The organism is Erythrobacter sp. GH1-10, from assembly GCF_045363165.1.
In the GTDB taxonomy this organism is placed as follows: domain Bacteria; phylum Pseudomonadota; class Alphaproteobacteria; order Sphingomonadales; family Sphingomonadaceae; genus Erythrobacter.
In genome coordinates, this window is record NZ_JBJFLP010000001.1 from 1,656,585 (window position 1) to 1,669,269 (window position 12,685).

Sequence of the window (12,685 nt, forward strand, 5' to 3'; positions counted from 1 at the left end):
ACATAATGGGAACACGTATGATTGAGAAGTACTATTTCTCTTTGAGGCGCGGCATCAGCTCCACAAAGTTACAAGGACGGTTGCGGCTGTCGAGCTGCTCGGCAAGGATCCCGTCCCAGCCATCCTTTACTGCGCCGTTCGAACCGGGCAGCGCAAAAATGTAGGTGCCCCGCGCAACCACCGCGCAGGCGCGCGACTGGACCGTGCTGGTGCCGATGGTCTTGAAGCTCAGCCAGCGGAACAGTTCGCCGAAGCCGGGGATATCGCGTGCGCCCCCGATCCGCGCGAGTGCTTCCGGCGTGACATCCCGGCCGGTGAGGCCGGTTCCGCCGGTGCTGACGATGGCGTCGATTTGCGGATCATCGATCCAGGCGTCGAACTGAGTGGCGAGGAGTGCCGCATCATCCTCGACGATTGTGCGAGCGGCGAGTGTGTGACCCGCTTCGGTTACCCGCTCGGCGAGAATGTCGCCCGAGGTGTCGTTCTCAAGAGTCCGGGTGTCCGAGACTGTCAGGATCGCGATGTTGATCGGCGTGAAAGTCTTATTCTCGTCGATCGCCATTCTTTGCTCCCTTACCGCACCAGATACGCAGCCCTCGATCTACCCATCTCGGGAAATTCTGGCCAGAGCCCTTGCGCGAGGGCTCGGCGGCTCGGGCTCGGCACGCCCGCGGCACGCTCGTACATCCAGTAATTGCGCATCACGATCGCGACATAGCCCCGCGTTTCCCAATACGGGATGGACTCCATGTAGAGCAGCGGATCGTTCTGGTCGTTGATCTCGTAATTCCAGCGCGTGACCGGTGTCAGACCCGCATTGTAGGCTGCCATGATCTTGGGCAGTTTGCCCTCGGTCGCGGGGCTGTCGCGCAGCATTTCCATATGCTGTTGTCCGTAGGCGAGGTTGACCTCCGGATCGTTCAGGTCGGCGTAGCTGGCACCGAGATTGAGGCTGCGATTGTGGTCTCGCGCAGTGCCGGGCATTATTTGCAGGAGGCCGCGCGCGTTCGCAGGGCTGACTGCCGAGGCCCTGAAATTGGATTCCTGCAACGCGTGAGCAAAGGCGAGAGCGGGATCGACCCGCCAGCCATTGCGCGGTTGCCAGCGCGCGACGGGAAAGCGCAGCGAGCCGTCGCTGCGCATGCCATAAGGCGCGTTGTGCGCCATAAACAACTGGGTCGAGGGCAGGCCGAGCTCGCGTGCCAGCCGCGACAGGGCTTCGTAATCGCGAGCGTCTCCCACGCGGGCCTGATGGCGAAGCACTTCGTCGGCCAGGCCCGGACGGCCGATTTCGACGAGCGCGGCTGCAATCTTCACGTTGTAAACACCGCTCAGGTCGCGCCAGTCGCCGCTTGTGAACGGTTCGGGCGTGACCGAGGTCGGGAATTCGATCCCGAGCTGGTCGGCTGCGAGCATTCCATAAAGTGTTTCGTCGTAGCGGGCCGCCGCAGAAAGGTGCTCCTGCGCTTGACCGGGCTCGCGGCACCGCACGAGCGCGCGATGCGCCCAGTAATGCGCCGCCGCAGTCAGTTCGACATTGGTCGATTGTGACGCGGCGCGGGCGAAGGATTCACCTGCGAGCGCACAGTAGCCGAGCCGCCAAGCCGAGAGTCCGGCAACCCACTCGCCCTCGGCCACCCAAGCACCGCTGCCTTCCGAGACGGTCTCCGCCAGCCGCAAAGCGGCCTCATCGTTGTTCTCGATGTAATAGCTCCACGCGACGCGTTGGCGCCACTCGGCACGAGCTTGCGGGCTCAGGCCCGGATCGATCTCGGCCAGCAAGACATGCGCGCCCGCAGGATCGTCGTTCTTGATCCGGTCGAGGATTGCCGAGCGCGTTTCGTTCGGCATGCTGCCGTCGACGATCGAACGTGGGCGGATACGCTTGGGCGCATAGGGCTGGCTGCGGAAGCCCTGGACGCGCGGCAATTCGGGCACGCTGTCGAGCCCGCGTGTGGCGCCGAGACGACCCATCTGCTCCGACTGCGGGAGGTGGACGCCCAGCTGGAACCATGCCGCAATCTGTTCGGCATTGACCTTAGGGCTGTTGGCGTGGGTGTAGAATTCGGCGAGCGCGGTTTGGTAGAGGACCGAGTCTTTTTCACGCTCGAGCAGAGCAATGACCTCGTCCCACTGCTCGCGGTCGATAGCACGGAAGACTTGCCGGTAGTGCGCGCGTTCGGAGTCTGAGAGGATACGCGGGATGGCGTCGTTGCGCTCCGCCTCCCCACCGTAATGCGCGGCCATGCTTTGGCTTTGCGCGGCGGCTTGTGCGGATATCAGGGTGAGCGATGAAAATGCGACAGCGACCAGTCCGGATTTCAGCCACTTCGTTGTCATCGTCAGCTCGACCATTCCATCCATCTCCGCCAAAGTCTGGCCTTCAGCCGGGGCATGGACATCAGACTGTCCAGACCCTCGCTCACCAGCAGCGGTGTTGATGCGCCATCATGGTTTATTTCGCGTAAAGACGTAACGTCTTGCGCCCGATCGTGGCCAAGCAGCGGCAGGATGTTAGCGCCGAACGCAATGATGCGTTTTGGGGACGCAAGTTTGATATGGTGACGCAGGACGGTATCCATGCCGCCGTTTGCGATCGCCGCCGTGTCCGCCATCGGGGTGTGTCGCGGTAGCGCGGATGCGACATAGGCATCACTATCGCCGATCCCCATCGCCGAAAGGATGTTCGCAAGCAATTTACCCTGAGGGCCGGATAGCAGGACGTCGCGATCGGCCTCTTCCGGATCGACGACGAGCACCATCGTATCGGCGCCGTGGGCTCCGCGAGGTGCAATCCGTCCGCGCGGGCCAATCGTGTCGAGACCCGGCGCCTCGAGCCAGAAACGATGAAAATCCTCCAGCGTCTGCGGCGGCGACTCGCCGAGGAGGTCGATGCGGGAAGGTTCGGGAGCGCTGCTGACCTGAATTTTGTCTCCCGGCGTCGCGTCGGTGGCAGCGGCACCTGCGCTTGCCGGAGAAGCCGTCAGCCGTTCGTCTTTGACACCTTCATCGGCCAACCACGCCGTAGCGTCATCGGCGAAATCGCAGTCGACACCAGCGTCGCGCCACCAGTCGATGGCAGCGGCCAATTCGCGGGCAAAGGAGGGGTGGGCTGCGTTCATGCTCTCTAATGCGGGCCTTGACTGCGCAAACCTCGTTCAGCAAGTGGATTGCACATGAAACGCGATCGTGGGTCGCGTCGATACAGGGATACAAAGAGCGCATGTCCGAACGTGAATCAATGCCTTGCGATGTCGTTATCGTCGGCGGAGGCCCGGCAGGGCTTTCGGCAGCGATCCGGCTGAAACAGATCAATGAGGAGCTCGAGGTCGTCGTTCTCGAAAAGGGATCCGAAATCGGTGCGCATATCCTTTCCGGCGCGGTGGTTGATCCCAAGGCGCTGGACGAACTGTTCCCCGATTGGCGCGACATGGATTGTCCGATGGCGGAAACCCCGGTGACCGACAATTGGCACTGGGTGCTTTCGGAGACCAAGAAGACGTCGCTGCCGCATCTCTTCATGCCGCCGCTGATGAGCAACCACGGCTGCTACACCGGCTCGCTCGGCAACATGACCCGCTGGCTCGGCGAGCAGGCCGAAGCCCTGGGTGTCATGGTGTTTCCCGGCTTCCCCGCCAACGAGGTGATGTTCGACGACAATGGCAATGTGCGCGGCGTGATCACGCAGGACATGGGTGTCGCCGCCGACGGCTCGCACAAGCCCGATTACCAACCGGGCATGGAGATCGAGGCGAAATACACGCTGTTTGCAGAGGGCGCGCGCGGCTCGCTGACCAAGCAGATGAAGGCGAAGTTCGACCTCGAGGCCAATTGCGAGCCGCAGGTCTACGGCCTTGGCATCAAGGAGCTGTGGGATATCGATCCCAAGAAGCACGTGCCGGGCCGCGTGATCCACACGCAGGGCTGGCCGCTCACCGAAAGCGACAGCTGGGGCGGCGGCTTTCTCTACCATCAGGCGAACGGACAGGTTGCGCTCGGATTCGTCACCGCGCTCGATTACAAGAACCCGTGGGTCTCGCCCTACCAGGAATTCCAGCGCTGGAAGCAGCACCCCGCGATCCGCGAATATCTCGAAGGCGGCAAGCGTGTCGCCTACGGTGCGCGAGCGATCAACGAGGGCGGCTGGCAGTCGGTGCCCAAGCTCGCTTTCCCGGGCGGCGCGCTGATCGGTTGCGCCGCGGGCTTCGTCAATGTGCCGCGCATCAAGGGCAGTCACACGGCCATGAAGAGCGGCATGCTGGCGGCCGAGAGCATCGCCGCCGCGATTGCTGCGGGTCATGAAAAGACCGAGCTTTCCGACTACGACAGCGCCGTGCGATCGAGCTGGATCGCGACCGAGCTCAAGCTCGTCCAGAACGCCGAACCGGCGGTGGCGAAGTACGGCGCCGATATCGGCACCGCGCTGGCAGGCGTCGATATGTGGATGCGGACGCTCAAGATCGGCCTGCCGATCAGCATGAAGCACCACCGCGACTATGAAATGACCGGCCGCGCCGATCTTTATCCCAAGATCGACTATCCCAAGCCCGATGGCGAGATCAGCTTCGATCGGCTGACCAACGTCGCCTACAGCTACACCAACCATGCCGAGGATCAGCCAGTTCACCTGCAGGTGAAAGATCCCGAGCTGCAGAAGGAAAGCGAACTGGAGGTATTTGGGGGACCGTCGGCGCGCTATTGCCCGGCGGGGGTCTACGAGTGGGTCGAGGAAGAGGGCGCGGAGCCCAAGTTCGTGATCAACTCGCAGAACTGCGTCCACTGCAAGACCTGCGACATCAAGGACCCGAACCAGAACATCAACTGGGTCACGCCGGAAGGTGGCGGCGGGCCAAACTATCCGAATATGTGAATCAGCTTCCAGATTTCGTCATTGCGAGGAGCCCAAGGTGACGCGGCAATCCAGCTTCCGACGGATAAATCGAGCGACCCGGCAGGAGATGGACTGCTTCGCTTCGCTCGCAATGACGAGGTTATAGGGTTTGGCGATCACCGAAACTGCCTACGCCAAAATCAACCTCGCGCTGCACGTTCGCGGGAAGCGCGAGGATGGCTATCACGAGATCGAGACGCTGTTCGCCTTCGTCGATGCAGGCGACACAATCCTCGCCAAGCCTGCCGAGCGCGATACTCTGACTACGGTCGGCGAGTTTGCGCAGGCGCTTGATAACCCGTTCGACAATCTCGTGATGCGCGCGCTCAACACGCTTCCGCGACCGCAGGGGCTGGACGTCACTCTCGAAAAGAACCTGCCGATCGCCGCCGGGCTGGGCGGCGGGTCGGCCGATGCGGGGGCGATCTTCCGCATCGTCGAGCACTATCACGGCTTGCCCGAGGACTGGCACTTCCGTGCCGAGAGGCTGGGTGCGGATGTGCCGTCTTGCGTGAAAAGCGAAATGGCGATCGGCCGCGGCACCGGGACCGAACTCGAAGCGGTCGAGAACGACATGGCGGGCATGGCGGTACTGCTCGTCAACCCGCGCATCCCGCTCCCTACCGCGCCGGTGTTCAAGGCCTGGGCCGGAGAGGATCGCGGCGCGCTACCTACCGGAACAGCGCGCGAAATAGCCCAAAACGGTCGCAACGACCTGCGCGAACCCGCCATCGAAATTTGCCCGCAAATTGCGGACATCCTTGAGGAATTGAGCCGCGAAGAGCCGTTTCAATTTGAAATGTCGGGATCAGGGGCCACATGTTTTGCGTTATACGAACAAACTGCCGCGCGCGACGAGGCTGCGCGCCGGATAGCGGGGGCGCATCCGGAGTGGTGGCAAATGACAGGGAAACTTAGATGATCGACGGATTGCCGTATCGCCAAATCGGAGAGCCCAAGCGTGGCGGTATGGTGTGCGTGGTCGACCACGCATCCAATTTCGTGCCCGACGATATTCCGCTCGGCATCGCGCCCGAATTGCTCGAAAAACATGTCGCATATGATATCGGCACTGCCGGTGTCGCGGGCCGCATGGCTCGCCGACACAGGATTCCCGCGCATATGGCCGAAGTGAGTCGGCTGGTGGTCGACATGCACCGCGAGGAGGATCATCCGGCGGTAGTCCCTACAGAAAGCGACGGGCACTTGATCCCCGGAAACATCGGCGCGAACATCGAGGCGCGGCTCGAAGCGTATTATCGACCCTATCACGATGCGCTGGAAAAGTGGCTCGATGAGGCACAGCCCGAGCTGATCATCTCGCTACACAGCTTCACACCCGAGATGGCGACCTGCGACAAGGATCGCCCTTGGGAAGTCTCGCTGCTCTACAATGAGGACGATCGGGCGGCGCGGCACGCAATCCGTCTATTCGGGGAGCTCGGCCTCCATGTCGGTGAGAACGAGCCCTATTCGGGCAAGGACCTGAATTCGACGATGAACCGCCATGCCGAGGCGCATGGCCGCCATTATTGCGCGATAGAAGTGCGGCAAGACCTGATCACGACCCGCGCCGAGCAATCGCGCTATGCGGCGATCATTGCCGACGTATGCGGAAGGGTTGCGCTCGCGCTCGACTAACGGCAGGGCTGTTTCCCGAAACGCTTTTGACGGGAAACAAAATGTCTTTCGACAAATCCAAGCTGCCCTCGCGACACGTTTCGGTCGGACCCGAACGCGCGCCTCACCGTTCCTATTATTACGCGATGGGGATGACCGAGGAAGAGATCGGTCGTCCATTCGTTGCGGTCGCTTCGGCGGGTAACGATTCCGCGCCTTGCAACACCACGCTCGACGCGCAGGCGAATATCTGCCGCGAGGGAGTGGAAGCGGGCGGGGGCACGCCGCGACGGTTCAACACGATTACGGTCACCGATGGCATCGCCATGGGTCATCAGGGGATGAAAAGCTCTCTGGTGAGCCGCGAGGTGATCGCGGATTCTGTGGAGCTTTCGGTGCGCGGGCACTGCTATGATGCGCTCGTCGGTTTCGCTGGTTGCGACAAGAGCCTGCCCGGCATGATGATGGCGATGCTGCGGCTCAACGTGCCGTCGATCTTTGTCTATGGCGGTTCGATCCTTCCAGGGACATTCCACGGCAAGGACGTGACTGTGGTCGATGTTTTCGAAGCGGTCGGCCAGCACGCTTCGGGCAATTGTCCGTTACAGGAGCTGATCGAGCTCGAAAAGGTCGCCTGTCCGGGCCACGGAGCCTGCGGTGGTCAGTTCACCGCGAACACGATGGCCTGCGTGGGCGAGGCGATCGGATTATCGCTTCCCAACAGCAACATGTCACCCGCTCCTTATAAGTCGCGCGAAGAGATCGCGCGCGCTGCCGGACGGCAGGTGATGGCGTTGCTCGAGCGCAACCTGCGACCCCGCGACATCTGCACCCGCGCCGCGTTCGAAAACGCCGCGCGCGTTGTCGCTGCGACCGGTGGTTCGACAAATGCCGCACTCCATTTACCGGCCATGGCGAGCGAGTGCGGGATCGATTTCGACCTGTTCGACGTCGCCGAGATTTTCAAGTCGACCCCCTACATCGCCGATCTCAAGCCCGGCGGGAAATATGTCGCGAAGGACATGCACGAAGCGGGCGGGGTCTACATGGGAATGAAGACGCTGCTGGACGGCGGATTCCTCGATCCTGAGCCGATGACCGTGACGGGCAAGACGCTCGGCGAAAATATCGAGGAGATCACCTGGAACCCGGACCAGAAGGTGTTCTACGACGTGAAAGCCCCGATCACCCCGACAGGCGGTGTGGTCGGCCTGAAGGGCTCTCTCGCGCCTGACGGAGCGATCGTGAAGGTTGCAGGCATGGCGCGGCTGCAATTCACCGGTCCGGCGCGGGTGTTCGATTGCGAGGAAGACGCGTTCGAAGCGGTCGAGAACCGCGACATTGCCGAGGGCTGCGTCATTATCATCCGGTACGAAGGGCCAAAGGGCGGCCCCGGCATGCGCGAAATGCTTTCCACCACCGCAGCGCTTTACGGGCAAGGCATGGGCGAAAAGGTCGCCCTGATCACCGACGGGCGCTTCTCGGGTGCGACGCGCGGGTTCTGCATCGGCCATGTCGGCCCCGAAGCCGCCGATTGCGGCCCGATCGCGCTCGTCGAGGACGGCGACACGATCAGCATCGATGCTGAAAGCGGCACAATCGACCTTGAGGTGGACCAGAACGTCCTCGAAGAGCGCCGAAAGGCATGGCGGCCGCGCACCAACGATTACCAGTCGGGCGCGCTGTGGCGCTACGCACAGAACGTCGGTCCGGCCAGCAAGGGTGCGCTCACCCATCCGGGCGCGAAAAGCGAAACGCATGTGTTTGCGGATATCTAGCGCGGCGATCGCTGCAGCGACGCTGCTCGGATGCACAGCGGAAGGTGCCCAACAGGTGGGCGACACTATCGAATGCGCCCTTGGTCCTGGTGCCAAGTATGCCAGTGTCTGCACTTTGGAGCGCGTTTCCGTCAGTGAATTCGTCGTCCATCAGCCCGACGGAGGATTCCGTCGCTTCGTTCGCGATCCATCCGAGGTGTCACCTCATATGGCAATTCGGCCCGCCGACGGGTCGAACGAGATTGGACTTCGTGCCTTCGATATGGAACCGGGCATGGTCGAAATTGGCCTTGCGAATGAACGATACAAGTTCCCGGTGCAGTTGATTGAACCCACACACGATGACTGATCGCCAAATCCTCACCGTCGCCCAGATGCAGGCCGCCGAGCAGGCGATCTTCGATGCCGGCTCGTCGGTCGAGGAATTGATGGAGATCGCTGCGGGCGGGGCGGCGGAGTGGATCAGGCGGATCGCTGCGGGACGCTCGATCACGGTTCTTTGCGGCCCCGGAAACAATGGCGGCGATGGCTATGTCATCGCCCGCCGGATGCGCGAATTCGGCAATGAGGTCAGGGTCGTAGCGCCCATGGAGCCGGCGACCGATGCTGCAAAGAACGCACGCAAGGCGTGGGGCGGCTCCGTTTCGACTTCGGGTGAGGGCGTGCGCGGCGGCTTGTTCGTCGATTGCCTGTTCGGCTCCGGCCTGTCGCGGCCTCTATCCGGCGAGCATGCACTGCTCCTGCGCGATCTTGCGGCGCATCATCACCACTGTGTCGCAGTCGATCTCCCTTCGGGCGTCGAAAGCGATAGCGGGGCACTGCTCAATGATCGCTTGCCCGCTTTCGACGTGACCCTTGCACTGGGGGCCTGGAAATTCGCCCATTGGACGCTCCCGGCGCGAAGCATCATGGGAACGAGGCGGTTTGTGCCGATCGGCGTCACGCCGACCGAGGGTGCGGCGGAGATCGTTGAGCGGCCAAGGCTGACTGCTCCCGCGGTCGATGCGCACAAGTATTCGCGCGGACTGGCCGCCATCGTCGGCGGTGCGATGCCGGGGGCTGCGACCCTTTCTGCAATGGCGGCGCAACGTGCTGGTGCCGGATATGTGAAGCTGCTCGCCGAGGACCACCTTTCGCTTGATCCCACTTTGGTTTGCGAGGGCGCGCCTATCGATGAAGCCGTTTCGGACCCTCGGATCGCCGCAATTCTGGTCGGTCCCGGCCTTGGTCGCGAGGATCAGGCGAGGGCAAAGCTGCGGGCGGTCCTGAACGCTGATCGACCTTGTGTCCTCGACGCAGACGCTTTGATCCTGCTCGAAGGCGATATGCTTGCCGATGGCGCGCGCATCCTGGTCACACCGCACGATGGGGAGCTAGTAAGGCTTTGTCGCACCTTCGCGGTCATCGCGGAGGGGCGTCGTGACCGCGCGATTGCGCTCGCCAAGGCCAGCGGCATGGTGATCTGCGCCAAAGGACCCGACACGTTTATCGCGGCACCCGATGGCCGACTTGTCATCGCCCCGCCTGCGCCGAGCTGGTTATCTGTCGCGGGCACCGGCGACGTGCTCGCCGGAATTGCTGTGAGCCGGATGGCGACCGGAAGCGAAGCATTCGAAGCTGCCTGCGAGGCGGCTTGGCTGCATGGCGAGGCGGCCCGAAGGTGTGGTCCGGTCTTCACCGCCGACGAGCTTGCCCATCAGGTAGCGACTGCCTACCGGGCGTGTCTGTGACCCTCGAACACATCGTCAGACTGGCCGCAAAGGGCGATGGCGTGACTGAAGAAGGTCGGCATGTGCGCCGTTCGCTGCCGGGCGACCGCGTCGATGAAAACGGGATCGTCGAGCACGGGCCGCACCACGTCGAGCCACCATGCCGCCATTTCGGCGCCTGCGGCGGGTGCCATTTACAGCATGCCGACGAGGAGACCCTGTCCGCTTTCGTGCACGACCGTGTGGTGAACGCCGCAAAGGGTCAGGGGCTGGAAATCGGAGAAGTGCTTCCCGTTCACCTCTCCCCACCACGCTCCCGTCGCCGCGCGACGCTGCACGGAATGCGCACCCAAAAGGGCGCTGTGCTCGGCTATCGCGAGGCGGGATCGCACCGGATCGTCGATCTGTCCGAATGCCATGTTATCGACCCGGGCCTGCTCGAACTGGTTGCGCCCTTGCGCAGCTTCATCGCCGAGCACGGACCAGGCAAGGGGGCGGTCGATGCGCAACTCTCGTTGTGCGATCAGGGGCTTGATGCGGCCCTTACCAACTTTCCGCTCGAAGGATTGGCGGCGATCGAAGCTGCGCTCGATTTCGCTCGCGAGAGAAAACTCGCGCGCCTCACGATCGATCAGAACTTCGGGCCGGAGACGGTGTGGGAGCCCGAGCCGGTAACCGTGACCCTTTCGGGCATTCCGGTTTCGATGCCGAGCGGAGCCTTTCTTCAGGCAACGCGCGATGCCGAGGCGCGGATGATTGATGATGCCCATGACTGGGTCGGCGATGCAGGGATTGTCGCTGACCTGTTTTCCGGTCTCGGCACCTTCGCCTTTGCTCTGCGCAAGGGGCGCAAGGTCCTCGCGGCGGAGGCGGACCAGGCAGCCCACCTCGCTTGCAAGGCTGCTGCATTGAGAGCGGGCGGGTCGGTCCATGCCATGCATCGCGATCTGTTCAGGAATCCGCTTCAGGCCGATGAACTGAGCCGCTTCGGAGCGGCGCTGCTCGATCCGCCGCGAGCGGGGGCGAAAGCGCAGGTTTCGGAAATAGCGGCGAGCACGCTTCCGCGCGTCGTCTATGTCAGTTGTAATCCGTCGAGCTGGGCGCGCGATGCGGCGCAATTGGTGGAGGCCGGCTTCAGGCTCACCAGGCTCCGTCCGGTCGGCCAATTCCGCTGGTCGACCCATGTCGAACTCGTGAGCCTGTTCGAGCGTTAGGATCTCAACGCGGCGAGTACCTGCTCTTCCAGCCATTTCCGGTGCGCGGGATCGACATAGGCATGTCCCGCACCGCTGCATCGCGCGATACAACTCTTGTCGCCTTGCCAATGCGTCTCGAACACCTGCGCGGTCCGGTCGGCGGTTGCGAGCAGAATCCGAACAGGTCCTTCGAAACCGTTCAAACCTTCGCGCATCTCTTCGGCCAGCGAGGAGGAAGTCTCCGGGGGAGCTACCGATCTGAAAAGTCCTCGCGCGAGCTTGCGCAGATCCACACCGCCCTTGAAGAGCCGCGCCCATTCGCCGGGCTTCTTCAGCTTCTCGGCATACCGCGCGCGAATGACCGCGGGAGGAGGCGTGCCATCCGCAGCGTCTGTCGCAACGTCCTCTTCGATCGTCCACGGGTTGGACAGGACCAGCCCGTCGAACCCGGTGCCCCCCATGAGCATAAGCGCCGAGGCGGCATCGCAATTGCCGAAACCGATCACGCGTTCGATCTGCGGTGCAAGCGCACGAAAAGCCTCGAGTGCGGATTCGATGTCGCGCCTGCTGCGCCGAAATCCCCGGTTCTCGCCCTCGCTATCGCCCACGCCGCGCCGGTCGAAGCGAAACACGGGAAAACCCTTGGCTGCGATCCTCGCGGCGAGGTGCGCCTGTCCCGAGAAAGCTCCTGATCGGATCTCGTTACCTCCGGTCACGATCAGCAATCCCGTGGTCGCAGGTGCCTGGTCGATCGTGCCGGCCAACTTTAGGCTCCCGCAGCCGAAATCGAGGTGGAGGCGGGTCATTCCGGCGCTGCCAGTTCTTCGAGAATGGCCGTGGCGAGTGAGTCGGCCTGAACTTGATCCTCGGCGGGCTCGGCCCTCAGCCACAAGGGAGGGCCGCCGATGAGTTGTTGGCTGATTCCCACGTGGTCCGAGGACTCGCGGATTTCCGCCGTTTCGAGCTCGCGGAACAATTCCGGCCCAATGTACCAGCCAGCCAACGTCACCCCGGCAGTACGCCCCAACTCGTTGAGTTTTTCGCTGGTCTCGGTTGTGCCTGCTTCGCGACTTGCGATGACCCGGGCGCGGATCATCGCGCGCAGCAATTTGGGGCCGGATTGCGGGGCGTAGAGCCATCCCTTGATCTCAGAAGGCGCAATCAGTGCGCCGCTTCGCACAGCCAGGAACCGCGTGGCATCGTGGATCCGGGCAGCCTCCCTGATCGCCTCGCGCCAATGCGCGAGGCTCTGATTTGCCAGGGGGCGAGTGCTTTCGTTCCAGCCCGGGAGATCGGGAAGCCGTGTTCCGATCCCGGCTTCTGAGAGGCGGCGCATGACCTCGACCAGCTGGCGTCGCATCTTGTTGTGCTCGTCGAACAAAGGCGGGATGACGAGAACGATCGTCCCTTCGTCCGGGCCATGGCTTACGACAAGTTCTTCGGAGGTCTTGCCGCCGGGCAGGGGACAGGGCCAAGTCCGGATCACCGGAA

At 62.9% G+C, this 12,685-nt stretch carries 12 protein-coding genes; 7 read left to right on the top strand and 5 right to left on the bottom strand.

Going from position 1 to position 12,685, the window contains the following annotated elements; all coding sequences use genetic code 11:
- Window positions 1–31: 31 nt before the first annotated feature.
- From moaB to ACI5KX_RS08195, 3 genes are read right to left on the bottom strand one after another with little or no spacing between them, the layout of a single operon-like run.
- Window positions 32–562: a molybdenum cofactor biosynthesis protein B gene (gene moaB / locus ACI5KX_RS08185; protein ID WP_406810180.1), complete on the bottom strand. Its 531-nt coding sequence runs from the start codon at window positions 560–562 to the stop codon at window positions 32–34.
- 11 nt (window positions 563–573) lie between these two features.
- Window positions 574–2,364 (bottom strand): lytic transglycosylase domain-containing protein, encoded by a 1,791-nt coding sequence (locus ACI5KX_RS08190; RefSeq protein WP_406811341.1) that lies wholly within the window; start codon window positions 2,362–2,364, stop codon window positions 574–576.
- A complete protein-coding gene (locus ACI5KX_RS08195; RefSeq protein WP_406810181.1) occupies window positions 2,343–3,122 on the bottom strand; it encodes a hypothetical protein in 780 nt (259 codons plus the stop codon). Before ACI5KX_RS08195 ends, ACI5KX_RS08190 begins: the two co-directional genes overlap by 22 nt.
- Before the next feature lie 101 nt (window positions 3,123–3,223).
- Between ACI5KX_RS08195 and ACI5KX_RS08200 the strand changes: the two genes are divergently transcribed.
- The 7 genes from ACI5KX_RS08200 to ACI5KX_RS08230 all read left to right on the top strand — a co-directional run bounded on the left by ACI5KX_RS08200 (window position 3,224) and on the right by ACI5KX_RS08230 (window position 11,212).
- Window positions 3,224–4,870: a 4Fe-4S dicluster domain-containing protein gene (locus tag ACI5KX_RS08200; protein WP_406810182.1), complete on the top strand. Its 1,647-nt coding sequence runs from the start codon at window positions 3,224–3,226 to the stop codon at window positions 4,868–4,870.
- A gap of 130 nt (window positions 4,871–5,000) precedes the next feature.
- The gene (locus tag ACI5KX_RS08205) at window positions 5,001–5,813 is read left to right on the top strand and encodes a 4-(cytidine 5'-diphospho)-2-C-methyl-D-erythritol kinase (RefSeq protein ID WP_406810183.1); all 813 of its coding nucleotides are present in this window, start codon (window positions 5,001–5,003) and stop codon (window positions 5,811–5,813) included.
- Complete coding sequence (locus ACI5KX_RS08210) at window positions 5,810–6,532, top strand: N-formylglutamate amidohydrolase (RefSeq protein WP_406810184.1); 723 nt, start codon at window positions 5,810–5,812, stop codon at window positions 6,530–6,532. Before ACI5KX_RS08205 ends, ACI5KX_RS08210 begins: the two co-directional genes overlap by 4 nt.
- A gap of 41 nt (window positions 6,533–6,573) precedes the next feature.
- A complete protein-coding gene (gene ilvD, locus ACI5KX_RS08215; RefSeq protein WP_406810185.1) occupies window positions 6,574–8,289 on the top strand; it encodes a dihydroxy-acid dehydratase in 1,716 nt (571 codons plus the stop codon).
- 55 nt (window positions 8,290–8,344) lie between these two features.
- Window positions 8,345–8,638 (top strand): hypothetical protein, encoded by a 294-nt coding sequence (locus ACI5KX_RS08220; protein ID WP_406810186.1) that lies wholly within the window; start codon window positions 8,345–8,347, stop codon window positions 8,636–8,638.
- Window positions 8,631–10,019 carry an NAD(P)H-hydrate dehydratase gene (locus tag ACI5KX_RS08225; protein ID WP_406810187.1) on the top strand — a complete coding sequence of 463 codons (1,389 nt, stop codon included), beginning with the start codon at window positions 8,631–8,633 and terminating at the stop codon, window positions 10,017–10,019. The genes ACI5KX_RS08220 and ACI5KX_RS08225 overlap by 8 nt, the downstream gene beginning before the upstream one ends.
- On the top strand, window positions 10,016–11,212 hold the full coding sequence (locus tag ACI5KX_RS08230; RefSeq protein WP_406810188.1) for a class I SAM-dependent RNA methyltransferase: 1,197 nt from the start codon (window positions 10,016–10,018) through the stop codon (window positions 11,210–11,212). The genes ACI5KX_RS08225 and ACI5KX_RS08230 overlap by 4 nt, the downstream gene beginning before the upstream one ends.
- On the opposite strand, the gene ACI5KX_RS08235 is transcribed toward ACI5KX_RS08230, so the two are convergent.
- On the bottom strand, window positions 11,209–12,000 hold the full coding sequence (locus tag ACI5KX_RS08235; protein WP_406810189.1) for a hydrolase 1, exosortase A system-associated: 792 nt from the start codon (window positions 11,998–12,000) through the stop codon (window positions 11,209–11,211). The genes ACI5KX_RS08230 and ACI5KX_RS08235 overlap by 4 nt on opposite strands.
- Entirely contained in the window at window positions 11,997–12,680 is a 684-nt protein-coding gene (locus ACI5KX_RS08240; protein WP_406810190.1) for a hypothetical protein, read from the bottom strand. Before ACI5KX_RS08240 ends, ACI5KX_RS08235 begins: the two co-directional genes overlap by 4 nt.
- Window positions 12,681–12,685 lie beyond the last annotated feature (5 nt).

Coding starts and splice junctions, on each gene's coding strand:
- moaB (WP_406810180.1), bottom strand. CDS start 562: ATGGCGATCGACGAGAATAAGACTTTCACGCCGATCAACATCGCGATC.
- ACI5KX_RS08190 (WP_406811341.1), bottom strand. CDS start 2,364: ATGGATGGAATGGTCGAGCTGACGATGACAACGAAGTGGCTGAAATCC.
- ACI5KX_RS08195 (WP_406810181.1), bottom strand. CDS start 3,122: ATGAACGCAGCCCACCCCTCCTTTGCCCGCGAATTGGCCGCTGCCATC.
- ACI5KX_RS08200 (WP_406810182.1), top strand. CDS start 3,224: ATGTCCGAACGTGAATCAATGCCTTGCGATGTCGTTATCGTCGGCGGA.
- ACI5KX_RS08210 (WP_406810184.1), top strand. CDS start 5,810: ATGATCGACGGATTGCCGTATCGCCAAATCGGAGAGCCCAAGCGTGGC.
- ilvD (WP_406810185.1), top strand. CDS start 6,574: ATGTCTTTCGACAAATCCAAGCTGCCCTCGCGACACGTTTCGGTCGGA.
- ACI5KX_RS08225 (WP_406810187.1), top strand. CDS start 8,631: ATGACTGATCGCCAAATCCTCACCGTCGCCCAGATGCAGGCCGCCGAG.
- ACI5KX_RS08235 (WP_406810189.1), bottom strand. CDS start 12,000: ATGACCCGCCTCCACCTCGATTTCGGCTGCGGGAGCCTAAAGTTGGCC.